We start from the raw sequence: 14410 nt of genomic DNA, 5'->3' as shown, positions 1-14410 counted from the left end.
CGCCGACCCTAGACCGCTGCGGCCTCGGCCAGCCGGCGCAGCCGCGGCACCGGGATCCGGTAGTTGACCGCCACGGCCGCCCCCGGCCACTGCAGCAGCATCGAGGTGCCGTCGCGCTCGACGACCGTCGGGTCGCCGTACGGCGGCAGCGTGCCGGCCGCCTTCACCGAGAGCCCGAACTGCTCGGTCCAGAAGTACGGCCGAGGGACGTACGCCGGCGCCTCGTCACCACGCAGCAGCGCGACCGCCGCGACCTTCGCCTGCTCGATCGCGCTGGTCCACAGCGGCGTGCGCCCGGACGGGTACGCCGCGACGTCGCCGGCGGCGACCACCTCCGGACGCCACCGGCCGCGCGCGTCGGCCCCGAGCGGGCCGGAGGTCCCGAGCCACTCGGTGTTGGGCACGTCGCCGACGGCGGTGACGACCAGGTCGGCCGGCGGCCGGGGCTCCGACGCGTCCAGGACCCGCAGGCCCTGCGCGACGGCGGCCTCGACCAGCACCGACGACAGGTGGGGGCCGAGCTGGTCGACCAGCGGTGGCCCGACGTTCGTGACCGTCACCGCGCAGCCGACGGCCAGGCACGACGACGCGACCTCCATGCCGAGCGGTCCGCCGCCGACGACGAGCACCGAGGGCCGCGACGAGATCGCGGACCGCAGCGCTGTCGCGTCCGCGAGCGAGCGCAGCGTGAGGTCGGCGTCCGACAGCCGCCGCGGCCGGCAGCCGCTGGTGACCACCAGCCCGTCGTACGCCAGCTCTTGCCCGTCGGACAGCGCGACCAGCCGTCGCCCCGTGTCGAGGCTGGTCGCGCGCACGCCGAGCAGCTCGGTCGCGCCGTGCGAGGTGGGCGGCAGCCCGTGGGCGGTCGGGTCGTCGCGGAGCAGGGCCTTGGAGAGCGCGGGCCGGGAGTACGCCGGCTCGTCGCCCACGATGACGAGCGATCCGTCGTGCCCCTCCGCGCGCAGCGTGTCCGCGGCGGTCAGCCCGGCGATGCCGTTGCCGACGACGACGATCCGTCGTGGCCGCTTCACGAGAGTCGGAGCGCCGCGACCGGGCAGACACGGACCGCGGCCTGGGCCACGGCCGTGTCGGCGTCGGCGACCTCGGGCACGTCGAGGACGAGCTCGCCGTCGTCGTCGAGGTGCATGAGCGACGGCGCGGCCTCCTCGCAGAGCCCGTGGCCCTCGCAGCGCGGTCGGTCGAGCACCAGCCTCATGCCGGCACCACCTCCAGGACCGGGAGCTCCTCGATGGAGCGCGTGATGTTGCTCGGCACCCGGACGGCGTCACCGACCGACAAGCGCGAGACCCGCTTCGCCAGCGAGGCGATGACGGCGTGCACCTCGAGCCGCGCGAGCCCCTGGCCGGCGCAGCCGTGCGGGCCGTAGCCGAAGGACAGGTGGTCGACCGGGTTGCGCTCGACCAGGAACTCGTCGGGCCGGTCGTAGTGGCGCGGGTCCCGGTTGCCGGCGCCGAAGAGGATCGCGACCTGCGCGCCCTCGGGCACCACCGCGCCGTCGATCGTCACCTCGCGCGTCGTACGACGGCCCCAGGCGTGCACGGGAGCCCAGAAGCGCAGCGCCTCGTTGAACGCGGCCGGCACCAGGGCCGGGTCCGAACGGACCGCCGCCAGCTGGTCGGGGTGCGCCGCGAAGAGTGCGATCACGTTGCCGAGGGCCGCGATGGTCGTGTCGATCCCGGCGCCGAGGTACTGGTGGATGATGTGGCCGGCCGAGCCCGGCGGGATCTCGCCGCGCACCTCGGCGTCGAAGATGCCGCGGCCCACCGACCCCGGCGCGAGCTCGACGGCCGTGACGGTGGAGCACCAGCCGTAGAGCTCGCCGGCGATCGGGAAGCTCTCCGCGGTGCGCTGGTTGAGCGGCCCGATGACCTGCATCGCGGCCTGGCCCCACCGCAGCATGTTGGCGCGCACGTGGCCGGTGAAGCCGATCAGGTCGGCGACCACCTCGAGCGGGAGCTCGCGGGCGAGCTCGTCGATCGCCTCGAACGACCCACGCTCGACCAGGTCGGCGACCAGCGCGTCGGCCTTGGTCTCGATCGTGTCCTTGAGGCCGCGCAGCGCGCGCGGCGACAGGTTCTCCGACAGCGTCGCCCGCAGCTGGGTGTGCACCGGCGGGTCGGACGAGAGCGAGGTGCCGGTCAGCGCCTCGTTGACCATCGGGTTGAAGCCGATGGCGCCGGCCGAGGAGTAGGTCTCCCAGTCGCCGAGGGCGGAGCGGATGGCGTCGTACCCGGTCAGGGCGTAGACGTCGTTGGTCGGCAGGTGCACGACGTCGCCGAGCTCGCGGAGCCGGGCGTACGCCGGGTAGGGGTCGACCAGGAGCTCGTCGGCGAAGAGGTCGAGGTCGTCGGTGGCGGGTGTGGTCATGGCGAGAAGTGAAGGTCGTCACCCCGTGATCGGTCCAACGCATAGAAAGCATGCATCCCCATGCACCTGGCGAATCGCGTCGCGGGACAGCGTGATCGCGTGAAAGACATTCTGAACTTTCACTTGACGGACTGTTGTGCGAGTGACACCGTTCACAGCCAGTGGGTGACCGCCGTCACCATCACCCGAGCCACGGAGAATCCCCATGTCGATCGACAACCGGACGTCCCCGACGTCCACTGCCCCTGCCGCGGGGGGTGCCCGCCCCGCGGGCTACGCGGGCACGCTGGCCGCGGCGTTCGTCGCGGTCTTCGTCGCGCAGGTCGCCAACGCCCTGCCGGCCTCGCTCCTCGGGGAGTTCCAGACGACGTTCAGCACCCAGGGCTCGCAGCTGACCTGGATCACGGCGGCCTTCATGGTCACCGTGGTCGTCTTCGAGTTCACCTTCGGCGTGCTCGGTGACCTCTTCGGCCGCAAGCGGCTGGTCGCGATCGGCGGCGTCCTCCTTGTCCTGGGCGCGATCGTGTCGGCCACGGCGCAGGACGTCCACGTCATGTGGGTCGGCGCCGCGATCAACGGCCTCGGCGCCGGCGCGCTCTTCCCGGGCTCGCTCGCCCTGCTCGCCGCGGTCACCCACTCCCCGGCCGACCGCGCTCGCGCGATCGCGGTCTGGGCGGGCTTCCTGTCCGCGGGCGCCGCGGTGTCGCCGGTCATCGGCGGCGTCTTCGCGGACGCCAGCTCGTGGCGCGGGTCCTACTGGGTGTTGGCCGGCATCGCCCTGCTCAGCGTCGTCGCCACGCTCGTGCTCTCGGCCGAGTCGACCGCGCCGGAGGGCCGGGGCCTCGACGTACCCGGTCAGATCACGTTCGCGATCGGCATGTTCCTCCTGCTGTTCGGCGCCATCCAGGGCCCCGAGGACGGCTGGAGCCAGTGGTACGTCGTCGGCTCGTTCGTCGTGGGCGCCGTCGTGCTGCTCGCGTTCCTGCTGATCGAGCGCAAGGCCGCGTCCCCGATCCTCAACCTCGGCCTCTTCCGCAACCGGGCCTTCGCCGTCACCTCGGCGGTCACCGTGATCGGCATGTTCGCCTTCCTCGGCACCTGCTTCTCGCTGGCGATGTGGATCGGCCCGGTGCAGCACCAGAGCGCGATGCGTGTCGCGATCGTCTTCTTCTTCCTGCAGGGTCCGGCGTTCGTGCTGATCCCCGTGGTGTCGCGGTTGCTGCAGCGGATCAGCCCGACCTGGCTGCTCACCGTCGGGTTCGCGAGCATGGCCGTGGGCGCGTTCCTGCTCACCGGCCTGGACGTCAACGACACCAGCCTGACCCCGATCGTGTGGCCCGCGCTGCTGACCGGCATCGGCTTCGCCCTGACGGTCTCGTCGTTCACCGCCGTCGCCATGAACACCGTGCCGCTGCACCTGGCCGGCATGGCGAGCGCGACCACCAACATGCTGCGCGACCTCGGCTTCGCGCTCGGTCCGGTGCTGGTCGGCGCGTTCGCGCTGAGCAAGGCGGGCGACGAGTTCGCGGCGAACCTCCCCGGCGCCGGGCTGCCGCCCGAGGAGATGGGCCCGGCGATGGGGATCGGCCAGCAGGCCGGGCCGATCGCGGTCAACAGCCTGCCGCCCGGCGTCCCCGGGTCGGGCGCGCACCAGGTCGCGCTCGACGCACTCGGGAGCGGCTACAGCCTCTCCCTCCTCGTGTGCGGGATCGCCGCGACCGTGGCCGCGGTGGTGACGGTGGTCGGCATGTACGGCGTACGCACGGCGCGACCGGCGCCCGAGTCGCTGGTCGACCCGCTCCACCCCGACCTCGACGAGCTGCCCGCCGTCGACCTCGGCTGACCGTCCTCCGCCGGTTCCTGCGCTCGGGCGCGGGATCCGGCAGGATCGGAGCATGACCGAGGAGACCATCGGCGTCGTCGGCGGCGGCATCGTCGGCCTGGCCGTCGCCCGCGAGCTGACCCGGCGACGTCCCGGCACCCGGGTGGTCGTCCTCGAGAGGGAGGACCGGCTGGCCGCGCACCAGACCGGCCACAACTCCGGCGTCGTCCACGCCGGCCTCTACTACAAGCCCGGCAGCCTCAAGGCCGAGCTGTGCACGCGGGGACGCGCGCTGGTCCGGGACTACTGCGCCGAGCACCACCTGCCCTACGACGAGTGCGGCAAGCTCGTCGTCGCGGTCGACCGCGACGAGCTCGCTCGGTTCGAGACGCTCGAGGGGACCGCGCGGCGCAACGGCGTGCCGGACCTGCGCCGCGTCGACGGAGCGGCGATCGCGGAGATCGAGCCGCACGCCTCGGGAGTGGCCGCGCTGCACTCGCCGCACACCGCGATCACCGACTACGTCGCGATCGCCGAGCGGATGGGCGCCGACATCGAGACGGCGGGCGGGCGGATCCTGCTGTCGACCGAGGTCACCGGCGTCCGCCGGGTCCCCGGCGGCATCGACGTCGTCTGCGGCGAGGACGTCCACCTTGTCGACCGGCTGGTCGTGTGCGGCGGCCTCGAGTCGGACCGGCTCGCCGAGGTCGTGGGTGCACCCGCGACGCCACGGATCGTGCCGTTCCGCGGGGAGTACATGGTCGTCGCGGCGGCGAAGCAGGAGCTGGTCCGCGGGATGATCTACCCGGTGCCGGACCCGCGCTATCCCTTCCTGGGCGTGCACTTCACCCGCCGGGTCGACGGCACGCTCGAGGTCGGGCCCAACGCGTTCCTCGCGCTCAGCCGCCAGGCCTACGGTCGCCTGTCCGTGTCACCTCGCGATGCGGCCAGAACCCTGGCGTGGCCCGGGTTCTGGCGTTTCGCGGGGGCGCACTGGCGCACCGGCCTGACCGAGCTGAGCGGCGTGCTCTCGAAGCGCGCCTACATGCGGACCGCGCAGCGCTACGTGCCGGCGATCGGCGTCGCCGACGTGAGGCGGCGAGGTCTGGGCCTGCGCGCGCAGGCAGTCGGGCGCGACGGGTCGCTCGTCGACGACTTCGTCATCGAGCAGGACGACCGCATCACCAGCGTGCGGAACGCCCCGTCACCGGCGGCGACCTCCAGCATGGCGATCGCGGAGCACGTCGTGGACCGGCTCGACCGAGGGCGCTGAGACGCGGGCCCGGTGCGCGGCGTCGAGGCCGGTGCGCAGCAGTCCGTAGAGGTGCGCGTCCGGGTCGACGACGGCTGCTTGCGACGTGCCGCGGACGGCGCTGAGCAGGACGGCCGGCGCCGAGTGGCGCTGGAAGCTGCGGGGCTTGAGGGGCGGGGCGCCGTCGATGAAGCTGCGCGCCCAGAACGCGGCCTCGGGGACGAGCTCGAGCGCCTCGGCGATCGCCTCCTGGTCGACGGGGTCGTCCGAGAGCTCCTGGCAGCGGATCAGGCCGGCGGCCAGCGCGTGCTGGGCCTCCTGCGGCGCGTCGTACACCGCTCGGCAGCCGACGGCGGCGACCACGCCGACCTCCCACTCGAAGCCCTCGCCGTGCACGCCGATGACCTCCGGGATCATCGGGACCAGCCGGGCCCGGCCGCCGTCGCTCGTGTGGTCGTTGACCAGGCGGGCGAGCTGGGCGAGGAGCGGATGGGTGCACCGAGGTCGGTCGCTCCACGGCTCGCCGGCGAGCACCGAGGCCATCTCCATGAAGCAGGCGCCCTTCCGGGGGCTGCGGTGCTTGCCCCGCGAGAGCACCGGCAGTCCGTCCGGGATCCCGTCTGTCCTCATCCCCTCACGATCCGCCGATGTGGCGGCCGGCGCAAGAGGGTTCGTATGACCCACCTGGGCGATGACACGTGCACGATCCGTCGCTAGCGTCCGAAGACCAGACCTGCCGCGGTCCGCCGCGTGCCGTGCCGCCCTCTCGACGCCTGACGACGCCCCCTCGACGCACCGCTCCCCGGACGCGGCAAGACCGAACCGTCAGGAGGGTCAGATGAGTGCACAGCTGGACACGTTGCGGGAGCAGATCAGGGGGACGGTCACCGGACCGGACGATCCCGGGTACGACGACGCGCGGACGGTCCGCAACGGGATGATCGACAAGCGGCCGGCCGTCATCGTCCAGGCGGCCAACGCAGGCGACGTGATGACCGCCGTGCGCTTCGCCGCGGACAACGCGATGACCGTCGCGGTGCGGGGCGGCGCGCACAGCGTGCCGGGCTTCGGGACCGCCGATGGTGCCGTGGTCGTGGACCTCTCGGCGATGCGAGGCGGGCGGGTGGATCCGCTGACGCAGACGGTCCGCGTGGGTGGCGGTGCGACCTGGGGCGACCTGAACGCCATGACGTACCCCTTCGGCCTCGCCACGACCGGCGGCATCATCTCCACCACCGGGGTCGGTGGCCTCACCCTCGGCGGCGGCATCGGCTACCTGTCGCGCGGCCTCGGCCTGTCCGTGGACAACCTGCTCGCGGCCGACGTGGTCACCGCCGACGGCACCTTCCACGTCGCGAGCGAGAAGGAGGACGCGGACCTCTTCTGGGCGATCCGGGGAGGTGGCGGCAACTTCGGCGTCGTCACGTCCTTCGAGTTCCGGCTGAGCCCGGTGAAGGACATCTACGGCGGGCCGATGTTCTTCGAGCTCGACCGCGCCGGCGACGTGCTCCGGTTCTACCGCGACTTCATCGTCGACGCGCCCGAGGAGCTCGGCTGCTTCCCGGCGTACCAGATCGCGCCGCCGCTGCCGTTCATCCCGGAGGACCGCCACGGCGAGCCGTTCATCGCGATGGTGGCCTGCTGGGCAGGTGACCTCGACGCGGGGGAGAAGGCGCTGCAGCCGATCCGCGACGTGGCCCCGAGGGTGGCCGAGATGGTCGGGCCGATGCCCTATCCCGCGCTCAACAGCGCCTTCGACGCGCTGATCCCGCCCGGGCTGCACCACTACTGGAAGGCCAGCTTCGTCAAGGAGCTCACCGACGACGCGATCGCCGCCCACCTCGAGCACGGGCCGAAGGTTCCGGTCGTGAACTCGACGATGCACATCTACCCGATCAACGGCGCCTGCCACCGGGTCGCGCCCGACGCGACGGCGTTCGCCCACCGCGACGCCACCTTCGCGACCGTGATCGCGGGCATGTGGCCGCCGGACGAGCTGGACGACGCGGACGGCACGGCGTGGGTCCGCGACTACTACGACGCGACGGCACCGCACTCGGAGGAGGGTGGCTACATCAACTTCATGGCCGAGGACGACCAGGACCGGATCCGCGCCAACTACAAGGGCAGCTATGACCGGCTGCAGTCGATCAAGACGACGTACGACCCGGACAACCTCTTCCGGCACAACCAGAACATCGTGCCGGCCTGAGGGTCATCCGCTGAGCTCGGCCAGCCTGGCCAGTCCGGGACCGGCGTGCTGCTGGATGCGGCCGGTGGCGTCGTCGAGTTCCGGGGAGCCCGGGTGGCCGGGCGGGACGCGCGCGGGGTTGAGGGCCACCGTGTGCGCCCAGTCGCGGATGTCCGGCTCGGCGTTGAACGCCGCGGCGTTCTCGAAGCCGAGCAGGTTCATGACCGCCCAGTCCCGCCGGGTGTTGCCGAGCGAGGACGGCCGACAGATCGCGTTCTTGGTGTCGTCGTCGGCGCGGGTCGCCTCGACGTACCCGGTCAGGGCCGCGCCGAAGCAGGGGAAGCCCGCCCGCACCGGCTGCAGCGTGATGACGTCGGGCTGCCAGATCGGGAGGCGCGGTGGCACCTTGAGCCCGTACGCCGCGCAGTGGACGACCAGGGCGTCGCGGGGCAGCTCCACCGAGCCGTGCTCGAGCTCGAGCCGGCCCGGGCGCACGGCCGTCACGTGGCCGAGCCGCACGACGTCCTCGATGCTGCGCAGCAGCTCCAGCTCCCAGGCACCGAGCGTGGGGGCGCGCGCCATCGTCGGCTCGACGGTGCGGTCGACGCGGTGCATGATCCCGCGCTCCTCCAGGTCCAGGAAGAGGCCGGGCAGCGACGACGCCTCCGCGCACGCCTCGAGCAGGTCGGCGACCATGCCGAGATAGATCTCGGGGTCCGGCTGGATCTTGGCCCGGTCGAGCATCCACGGGTCGCGGGGACGCACCCAGGTGATCGCGCCCGGGTCGACGCCCTGGCCGAGCAGCCACACGCAGGCGTCGGTCGCGGTCTTGCCGGACCCGACCACGACGTACCGGCTCGGGGGGTGCTCGACCTTCGGCAGCTCGTTGACGGGTACGACGTGGGCGCCGTCGGCGACGTCGAAGGGCGGCGGCGACTCGGCGGGGATGTCGGGGGAGAGGTAGCGCGCGTCGACGACGCGGCAGCGCTCGGGGACCTCGTAGCGGCGGCCCGAGACGCGGGAGACGAACGAGCGCCCGCCCTCGTGCTCGCACCCGGTGAACAGCTCGACCCGGCCGGTCCCGACCATCCGGTCGGCGGCGTCGGCGAAGTAGGAGCCGACCTTCGCCTTGTCGGCGCGCTCGTGCAGCCCGGCCTCGGGGCCGTGGCTCTGGATGCGGCCGCCGCCGAGCACCGTCGACGCGACGCCGTAGAACGTCGAGGACTGGTGCAGCCGGACGAACGGGTAGGCCTCGAGCCAGTGCCCGCCGACCCCGTGCCGTCGGTCCACGAGCGCCACGCGCGCGTCGCCGTGGTCGACGAGGGCGTCCGCGAACGCCATGCCCATGGCACCGGCGCCCACCACCAGGTAGTCCACGTCGACCGTCGTCGTCACCCGTGCAGAGAAGCACGAGCCGGCGGCCGCGTCCACGAGATTCGAGACGAATCGCCCGGGCTCGGATTAATCGGATAAAGTCTCCTGACTTAGTACTCTTATGGACATGAGGGAGACCGTGGGCGCCATCGACCTGCACCAGCACCTGTGGCCCGAGCCGCTGCTCGAGGTGCTGCGGCGACGCACCCGGGCGCCGTACCTCCGGGGCTGGACGCTGCACACCGCCGGTGAGCCGGCGTACGCAGTCGCCCCCGTCGACCACGACGTCGAGCGCCGGGTCTCCCAGGACCGGGAGGCGGGGACCACCCTGGCCTGCGTCAGCCTCTCGGCCCCGCTCGGCCTGGAGGCGCTGCCCCGCGACGAGGCCGGCGTCGCCCTCGACGCCTGGCACGCGGGCGCCGCCGCGCTCCCCGACCACTTCGCCGCGTGGGCCTCGGTGCCGCTCGTCGAGCCCGACCTCGACGAGCTCACCCGGCTGCTGTCCGGCCGGTTCGTGGGCGTCCAGGTCGCGGCGACCCAGGTCGCCACTCCCTTGGGGTGGGAGGCGCTGGGGCAGGTCCTCCGGGTTGCCGAGCAGCTCGGCAAGCCGGTCTTCGTCCATCCGGGTCCGGACGACGCGGGGGCGTCCGGGCCCGGCTGGTGGGCGCCCGTCGTCGGGTACGTCGGCCAGCTGCACGCCGCCTGGTGGGCCTGGCACGCGGTGGGCGGACGCGGGCAGTTCCCGTCGCTGCGCGTCGTCTTCGCCGCCGGCGCCGGGCTGGCGCCCCTGCACCACGAGCGGCTCTCCGCACGCGGCGGCGAGCCCGGGACCGTCGACCCGGACGTCTTCGTCGACACCTCGTCGTACGGCGCCCAGGGCGTCGACGCCCTGATCCGCGTCCTCGGCATCGACACGGTCGTGCTCGGCAGCGACCGTCCGTACGCCGACCCCCTGCCGGCCCTCTTCGGGGAGGCCGCGACCCGGGCGATCCGGGTCGACAACCCCCGACGGGTGCTCGGCGAGCAGCACATCGGCACCACCGTGAAGGAGCAGGCAGCATGACCATCACCGCCATCGACGTCCCGGCCCGCGCGGCGATGCCGCTCGAGGGCGACCTCACCCTCGGCACCCTCCCGGGTCGCGACCTCGAGCAGGACGAGCTGTGCTCGCTTGCGTCGTACCTCGCCCTCCACCCGGAGCTGTGGCGCCACCACCTGGCCTTCGACTCCGACAACCGCGTCTACGTGTCCCTGCACCGCGACGCCCACGTCGATGTCTGGCTCCTCTGCTGGACCCCCGAGAACGACACGGGCTTCCACGACCACGACGTCTCCTCCGGCGCCGTGGCGGTCGTCGAGGGGACGCTCGTCGAGCACAACCTCGCGGTCGGCAACGACACCATCGAGACCTACGTCGAGGGCGGCCAGGTCTTCAGCTTCGGCCCCGACCACATCCACCGGCTGACCGGTGCCGTCCAGGGCGCCGTGTCGGTGCACGTCTACAGCCCGCCGCTGTGGCGGATGGGCCAGTACGCCGTCGGCACCGACGGCCGGGTGCGCCGTCAGTCGGTGTCGTACGCCGAGGAGCTGCGCCCGATCGAGTGACACACCCGGCACCCGAATCCGGCTCGGACCGGTGCCTGGTGTGTCATTCGACGGCGCTGGCGAGCGCGGTGCGGCACGGTGCGCTCAGTCGCCCTCGAGCTGGTCGACGGTGGGCACGTAGAAGAGCGACCCGGTCACGGCCGTCGACACCTCGAGCAGCCGGTCGGTGGTGCCCGGCGGGTCGCCGATGAACATGTTGCGCAGCATCCGCTCGATCACGGCCGGGTCGCGGGTGTAGCCGATGAAGTAGGTGCCGTACTCGCCCTCGCCCACGACGCTGCCGAAGGGCATGTTGTCGCGGAGGATCTGCAGCTCGGTGCCGTCCTCGTCCTCGATGCTGGTCAGCGCGGTGTGCGCGCCGGCGGCCTTCTGGTCATCGGGCAGCTCGATGTCGGAGAGCTTCTCCCGGCCGACCGCGGCCTCCTGCTGCTCGACGCTCATCGCGTTCCAGGCGGTGAGGTCGTGCAGGTACTTCTGGATCACGACGTAGCTGCCGCCCGCGAACGCCGGGTCCTCGTCGCCGACCAGGAGCGCGTCGTCGACGGCCCGGCCGACCGGGTTCTCCGTGCCGTCGACGAAGCCGAGCAGGTCGCGGCGGTCGAAGTAGCGGAAGCCGTGCACCTCGTCGACCACGGTCGCGGCGCCGCGCAGCCGCTGGGTAAGCCGTGACGCCAGCTCGAAGCACAGGTCGAGCTGCTCGGCCTTGATGTGGAAGAACAGGTCGCCGGGTGTCGCCGGCGCGGAGTGCCGCGGCCCGCGGAGCTCCTTGAAGGGCCGCAGCTCCGCCGGTCGCGGGTCGCCGAGGACCTCGCCGTACGCCGCGCTGCCGATGCCCACCACGCAGGACAGGGCCGCCTCGACGTTGCGGAACCCGATCGCCCGGGCGAGGCCCGGCACGTCGGCGAGCACGTCGCGCACGGTGGCCGCGCCACCCGGCTCGAGAGTCAGGACCAGGAAGACCGCCGCGCGGGTGAGAGGTGTCGTCACGGGCTGGGGCTCGGCGGGTGGCATGGCGTCACGAAAGCACCTCGACGGGGTCGCGTCCATCGGCCATCCTGGAGAGTGGAAGGGACACGACATGACCGAGATCGTGCTCGCAGTGTCGGAGGACGGCGCCGACGACGTCCGTCTGGACGACCTCGGCCGCCTGCTCAGGGAGGAGCTCCTGCAGCTGCCCGAGGCGGAGTCGGTGGATGCGCTCGTCGTGGGCGAGGCCCCGCCCGGCACCCGCGGCGGTCTGGTGGCGGAGGCGGGCGCGCTGGTGGTGACCGCGCAGCCGCACGTCGCGGCCGTGGTCGCGATCGTGGGCTCGGTGTGGAAGTGGCTGCGACGCGCAGGCAGCGGCACCCCGCGGACCATCCGGATCGAGGTGGACGGCGACGTCCTCGAGCTCTCGGGTGCCACGAACGAGCTGCAGGACAAGCTCGTCGACGACTGGATCGCGCGCCGCTCCGCCTCGACCTGACGCTGGTACGGGCACGGGTATCTGCGGGCGGCATTGCCCTCTCCTCCTGTTCGGAGGAATCTGAGGGAGGCCGCACCTGTGGGAGGGAGGCCGAGATGAGCTCCAGGTACGCGCTGATCGTCGCCACCGACCAGTACACCGAGCCCGGCCTGCGCGAGCTGGCCGCTCCGGCGCGGGACGCGGAGGCGCTCGCCGAGGTGCTCGGAGACCCGGCCGTCGGTGACTTCCAGGTCCAGGTCGTGAGCAATCGCTCGGCTCAGGAGGTGCGGATGGCGGTCGAGGACTTCTTCGCCGACCGGGACCGCTCCGACATGCTGCTTGTGCACTTCTCCGGGCACGGCCTGAAGAACGCGGCCGGCGAGCTGTTCCTGGCCGCCGCGGACACCCGACCCGGCCGGCTCGCCTCGACCGGGGTCGGCTCGGACTTCCTCAGCCGGCAGATGGCCGACAGCCGTGCGGAGCGGATCGTGCTGCTCCTGGACTGCTGCTACGGCGGTGCGTTCCCCCGGGGGATGGTCGTACGGGCCGACGGGGAGGCGCAGGTGCTGGAGGCCTTCGCCGCCCAGTCGGACGTCGCCGGCGGGAAGGGTCGCGCCGTCGTGACCGCGTCCAGCGCCATGGAGTACTCGTTCGAGGAGGGCGACCTGACCGCCGGGTCGACCGGGTCACCGTCGGTCTTCACCGGCGCGCTCGTCGAGGCGCTGTCGTCGGGCGAGGCCGACGCGGACGGGGACGGGTGGGTAGGGCTGCACGAGCTCTTCGAGTTCGTCTCCCACGCCGTCCGCACGATCAGCCCTCACCAGACCCCGCACATGTGGACGTTCGGCTCCCAGGGCGAGCTGCTGATCGCCCGGAGCAAGGTGCGTCGGATCCGCCCGACGCCGCTGAGCGACGAGCTGTCCGAGGCCCTCGCCAGCCCGCTGGCCGCGACCCGGTTCGGCCTCGTCGACCTGCTCCGCCAGCGCGTCCTCGGCGACGACCTCGGCCTGGCGGCGACCGCGCTCGCGACCCTGGCCGAGCTCGTGCAGGACGACAGCCGGCGGGTCGCCGAGTCCGCGGGTGAGGCCATCGAGGCAGCGGCCGTGCACGTGACGCCGACCGACGTCGTGCTCAGCCCCGACGACACCGGGACCCTCAGCGCCGACGTCACCCTCCACGGCCCGCCGCTGGCGCTGGCCGCCACGGTCACGACGACGGACCCCCGCCTCAGTGCCGTGTACGACGAGCCGTCGCTGCGCATCGTCGCCTCCGGGGACGAACCGGTGAGCGGCAGCGTCACGATCACCAGTCCGACCGGTGCGGTCACGGTGCCGGTCCAGGCCGGCGTACCGCCTTCGGCCGAGGCGCCGCCACCCCCGCCCTCACCGACCCCGACGCCACCCCCACCGGAGCCGGCGCCCCCGCCGCCCCCGTCGCCCCCGTCGCCCCGGCAGCCCGTGGCGGCCGCGCTCGCCGCTCCACCTCCGGAGGCGGAGCGGCCCGCGATGCTGGGCGACAACGGGATCGTGCGCTGGATCCTCGGCGGCCTGCTCTGCGCCGCAGCCCTGGTCCTGCTCTACGTGAACCGGCCGGGTGAGACCGACCAGTGGAAGGCGTACTACGACGAGGCGAACAGCGGGTGGTACTACTACCGCAACCCCGGCGACTCCTGGGTGATGGCCGGGCTCGTCTGCGTGGTCGCCGCCGCGCTGTCGCTGTTCGTGCGGGGACGGCCCCGGAGCCTCGCGCTCGGGGCGCTGCTGGGCGGCAGCCTCTACCTCTTCGACGACGGCTTCACGTTCCTGGTGCTCGGCTTCGCCTACGAGGACGGCGTCGCCAAGTGGACGACCACGGTGATCGTGGCGGTGCTCGTCGCGGCAACGGTCCTGGTCGTGGTCCGCCCCCGGCTCGTGCCACTCGGGCGCCCCGGCTGGCTCCCGCTCGCGGCGCTGGCCGGCGGCGTCTGCCTCGTCGTCGTCAACGAGACCATCGACCTCTCGGGCACGAGTGCCCTTGACGTCTTCGGCCCGCTGGTCCTCCTGGCGGTCGTCATCGTCGCAACCCTCTCCACCCTCGCGCTGTGCAGTCCGGACACCCGGACCCGCGAGGTGCTCGCCGTCGCGGCCGGGTCGATGCAGCTGCTCGCCCTGTACGGCGCACTCGGCTGGCGCGACTCCGACCAGCTCGGACCGCACATGGCCGCCATGCTCCCCGGGACGGTACTGATCCTCGGTGCGCTGGCGCTCGGCCTGACCCGGGCCGAAGCACGCTCCGCCTGAGCGGCGATATACCCGATTTGAACGGTTGCCGTGCGACGGCGCCCGGAGTGGTGTG

The 14410-nt window shown here is 72.8% G+C and carries 13 protein-coding genes; 7 read left to right on the top strand and 6 right to left on the bottom strand.

Annotated elements, in window-relative coordinates; genetic code table 11:
- Positions 1 to 8 precede the first annotated feature (8 nt).
- Genes ASC77_RS14870 through ASC77_RS14860 form a run of 3 tightly spaced genes read right to left on the bottom strand, consistent with a single transcriptional unit; the run spans position 9 to position 2388 of the window.
- Complete coding sequence (locus ASC77_RS14870) at positions 9 to 1031, bottom strand: NAD(P)/FAD-dependent oxidoreductase (protein ID WP_056154480.1); 1023 nt, start codon at positions 1029 to 1031, stop codon at positions 9 to 11.
- The gene (locus ASC77_RS14865; protein ID WP_056154477.1) at positions 1028 to 1216 is read right to left on the bottom strand and encodes a ferredoxin; all 189 of its coding nucleotides are present in this window, start codon (positions 1214 to 1216) and stop codon (positions 1028 to 1030) included. Before ASC77_RS14865 ends, ASC77_RS14870 begins: the two co-directional genes overlap by 4 nt.
- Positions 1213 to 2388 (bottom strand): cytochrome P450, encoded by a 1176-nt coding sequence (locus ASC77_RS14860; RefSeq protein ID WP_056154474.1) that lies wholly within the window; start codon positions 2386 to 2388, stop codon positions 1213 to 1215. Before ASC77_RS14860 ends, ASC77_RS14865 begins: the two co-directional genes overlap by 4 nt.
- A 205-nt stretch (positions 2389 to 2593) precedes the next feature.
- Here ASC77_RS14860 and ASC77_RS14855 point away from each other — a divergent pair, with 205 nt between their 5' ends.
- Positions 2594 to 4231, top strand: a complete 1638-nt coding sequence (locus tag ASC77_RS14855) for an MFS transporter (RefSeq protein WP_056154471.1) — start codon at positions 2594 to 2596, stop codon at positions 4229 to 4231.
- A gap of 52 nt (positions 4232 to 4283) precedes the next feature.
- Complete coding sequence (lhgO, locus tag ASC77_RS14850; protein WP_056154470.1) at positions 4284 to 5483, top strand: L-2-hydroxyglutarate oxidase; 1200 nt, start codon at positions 4284 to 4286, stop codon at positions 5481 to 5483.
- Here the strand turns inward: lhgO and ASC77_RS14845 are convergent.
- Positions 5415 to 6092 carry a hypothetical protein gene (locus tag ASC77_RS14845; RefSeq protein ID WP_156391114.1) on the bottom strand — a complete coding sequence of 226 codons (678 nt, stop codon included), beginning with the start codon at positions 6090 to 6092 and terminating at the stop codon, positions 5415 to 5417. The two genes, lhgO and ASC77_RS14845, sit on opposite strands and share 69 nt — an antisense overlap.
- Before the next feature lie 208 nt (positions 6093 to 6300).
- On the opposite strand from ASC77_RS14845, the gene ASC77_RS14840 reads away from it, so the two are divergent.
- Positions 6301 to 7674, top strand: a complete 1374-nt coding sequence (locus tag ASC77_RS14840) for an FAD-binding oxidoreductase (protein WP_056154463.1) — start codon at positions 6301 to 6303, stop codon at positions 7672 to 7674.
- 3 nt (positions 7675 to 7677) lie between these two features.
- Here the strand turns inward: ASC77_RS14840 and ASC77_RS14835 are convergent, their stop codons facing one another.
- Positions 7678 to 9048 (bottom strand): NAD(P)-binding protein, encoded by a 1371-nt coding sequence (locus tag ASC77_RS14835; protein ID WP_056156481.1) that lies wholly within the window; start codon positions 9046 to 9048, stop codon positions 7678 to 7680.
- 106 nt (positions 9049 to 9154) lie between these two features.
- Between ASC77_RS14835 and ASC77_RS14830 the strand changes: the two genes are divergently transcribed.
- Positions 9155 to 10090 carry an amidohydrolase family protein gene (locus ASC77_RS14830; protein WP_156391113.1) on the top strand — a complete coding sequence of 312 codons (936 nt, stop codon included), beginning with the start codon at positions 9155 to 9157 and terminating at the stop codon, positions 10088 to 10090.
- On the top strand, positions 10087 to 10632 hold the full coding sequence (locus ASC77_RS14825) for a cysteine dioxygenase (protein WP_056154458.1): 546 nt from the start codon (positions 10087 to 10089) through the stop codon (positions 10630 to 10632). Before ASC77_RS14830 ends, ASC77_RS14825 begins: the two co-directional genes overlap by 4 nt.
- A gap of 84 nt (positions 10633 to 10716) precedes the next feature.
- On the opposite strand, the gene ASC77_RS14820 is transcribed toward ASC77_RS14825, so the two are convergent.
- Positions 10717 to 11643, bottom strand: a complete 927-nt coding sequence (locus ASC77_RS14820) for a Dyp-type peroxidase (protein ID WP_056154456.1) — start codon at positions 11641 to 11643, stop codon at positions 10717 to 10719.
- A gap of 67 nt (positions 11644 to 11710) precedes the next feature.
- Here ASC77_RS14820 and ASC77_RS14815 point away from each other — a divergent pair, with 67 nt between their 5' ends.
- Positions 11711 to 12097, top strand: coding sequence for a hypothetical protein (locus ASC77_RS14815; protein WP_056154454.1), 387 nt, complete (start codon positions 11711 to 11713; stop codon positions 12095 to 12097).
- A 95-nt stretch (positions 12098 to 12192) separates the two neighbouring features.
- On the top strand, positions 12193 to 14355 hold the full coding sequence (locus ASC77_RS14810; protein WP_056154452.1) for a caspase family protein: 2163 nt from the start codon (positions 12193 to 12195) through the stop codon (positions 14353 to 14355).
- The last annotated feature ends 55 nt before the right edge of the window (positions 14356 to 14410 follow it).

The sequence above is a fragment of the Nocardioides sp. Root1257 genome (assembly GCF_001425175.1).
GTDB lineage: Bacteria > Actinomycetota > Actinomycetes > Propionibacteriales > Nocardioidaceae > Nocardioides.
Note: the sequence above shows the minus strand (reverse complement) of the source record. Positions and strands in the feature narration are given on the sequence as shown.

Coding starts and splice junctions, on each gene's coding strand:
- ASC77_RS14820 (WP_056154456.1), bottom strand. CDS start 11,643: ATGCCACCCGCCGAGCCCCAGCCCGTGACGACACCTCTCACCCGCGCG.
- ASC77_RS14840 (WP_056154463.1), top strand. CDS start 6,301: ATGAGTGCACAGCTGGACACGTTGCGGGAGCAGATCAGGGGGACGGTC.
- ASC77_RS14810 (WP_056154452.1), top strand. CDS start 12,193: ATGAGCTCCAGGTACGCGCTGATCGTCGCCACCGACCAGTACACCGAG.
- ASC77_RS14830 (WP_156391113.1), top strand. CDS start 9,155: ATGAGGGAGACCGTGGGCGCCATCGACCTGCACCAGCACCTGTGGCCC.
- lhgO (WP_056154470.1), top strand. CDS start 4,284: ATGACCGAGGAGACCATCGGCGTCGTCGGCGGCGGCATCGTCGGCCTG.
- ASC77_RS14815 (WP_056154454.1), top strand. CDS start 11,711: ATGACCGAGATCGTGCTCGCAGTGTCGGAGGACGGCGCCGACGACGTC.
- ASC77_RS14825 (WP_056154458.1), top strand. CDS start 10,087: ATGACCATCACCGCCATCGACGTCCCGGCCCGCGCGGCGATGCCGCTC.
- ASC77_RS14845 (WP_156391114.1), bottom strand. CDS start 6,092: ATGAGGACAGACGGGATCCCGGACGGACTGCCGGTGCTCTCGCGGGGC.
- ASC77_RS14865 (WP_056154477.1), bottom strand. CDS start 1,216: ATGAGGCTGGTGCTCGACCGACCGCGCTGCGAGGGCCACGGGCTCTGC.
- ASC77_RS14860 (WP_056154474.1), bottom strand. CDS start 2,388: ATGACCACACCCGCCACCGACGACCTCGACCTCTTCGCCGACGAGCTC.
- ASC77_RS14855 (WP_056154471.1), top strand. CDS start 2,594: ATGTCGATCGACAACCGGACGTCCCCGACGTCCACTGCCCCTGCCGCG.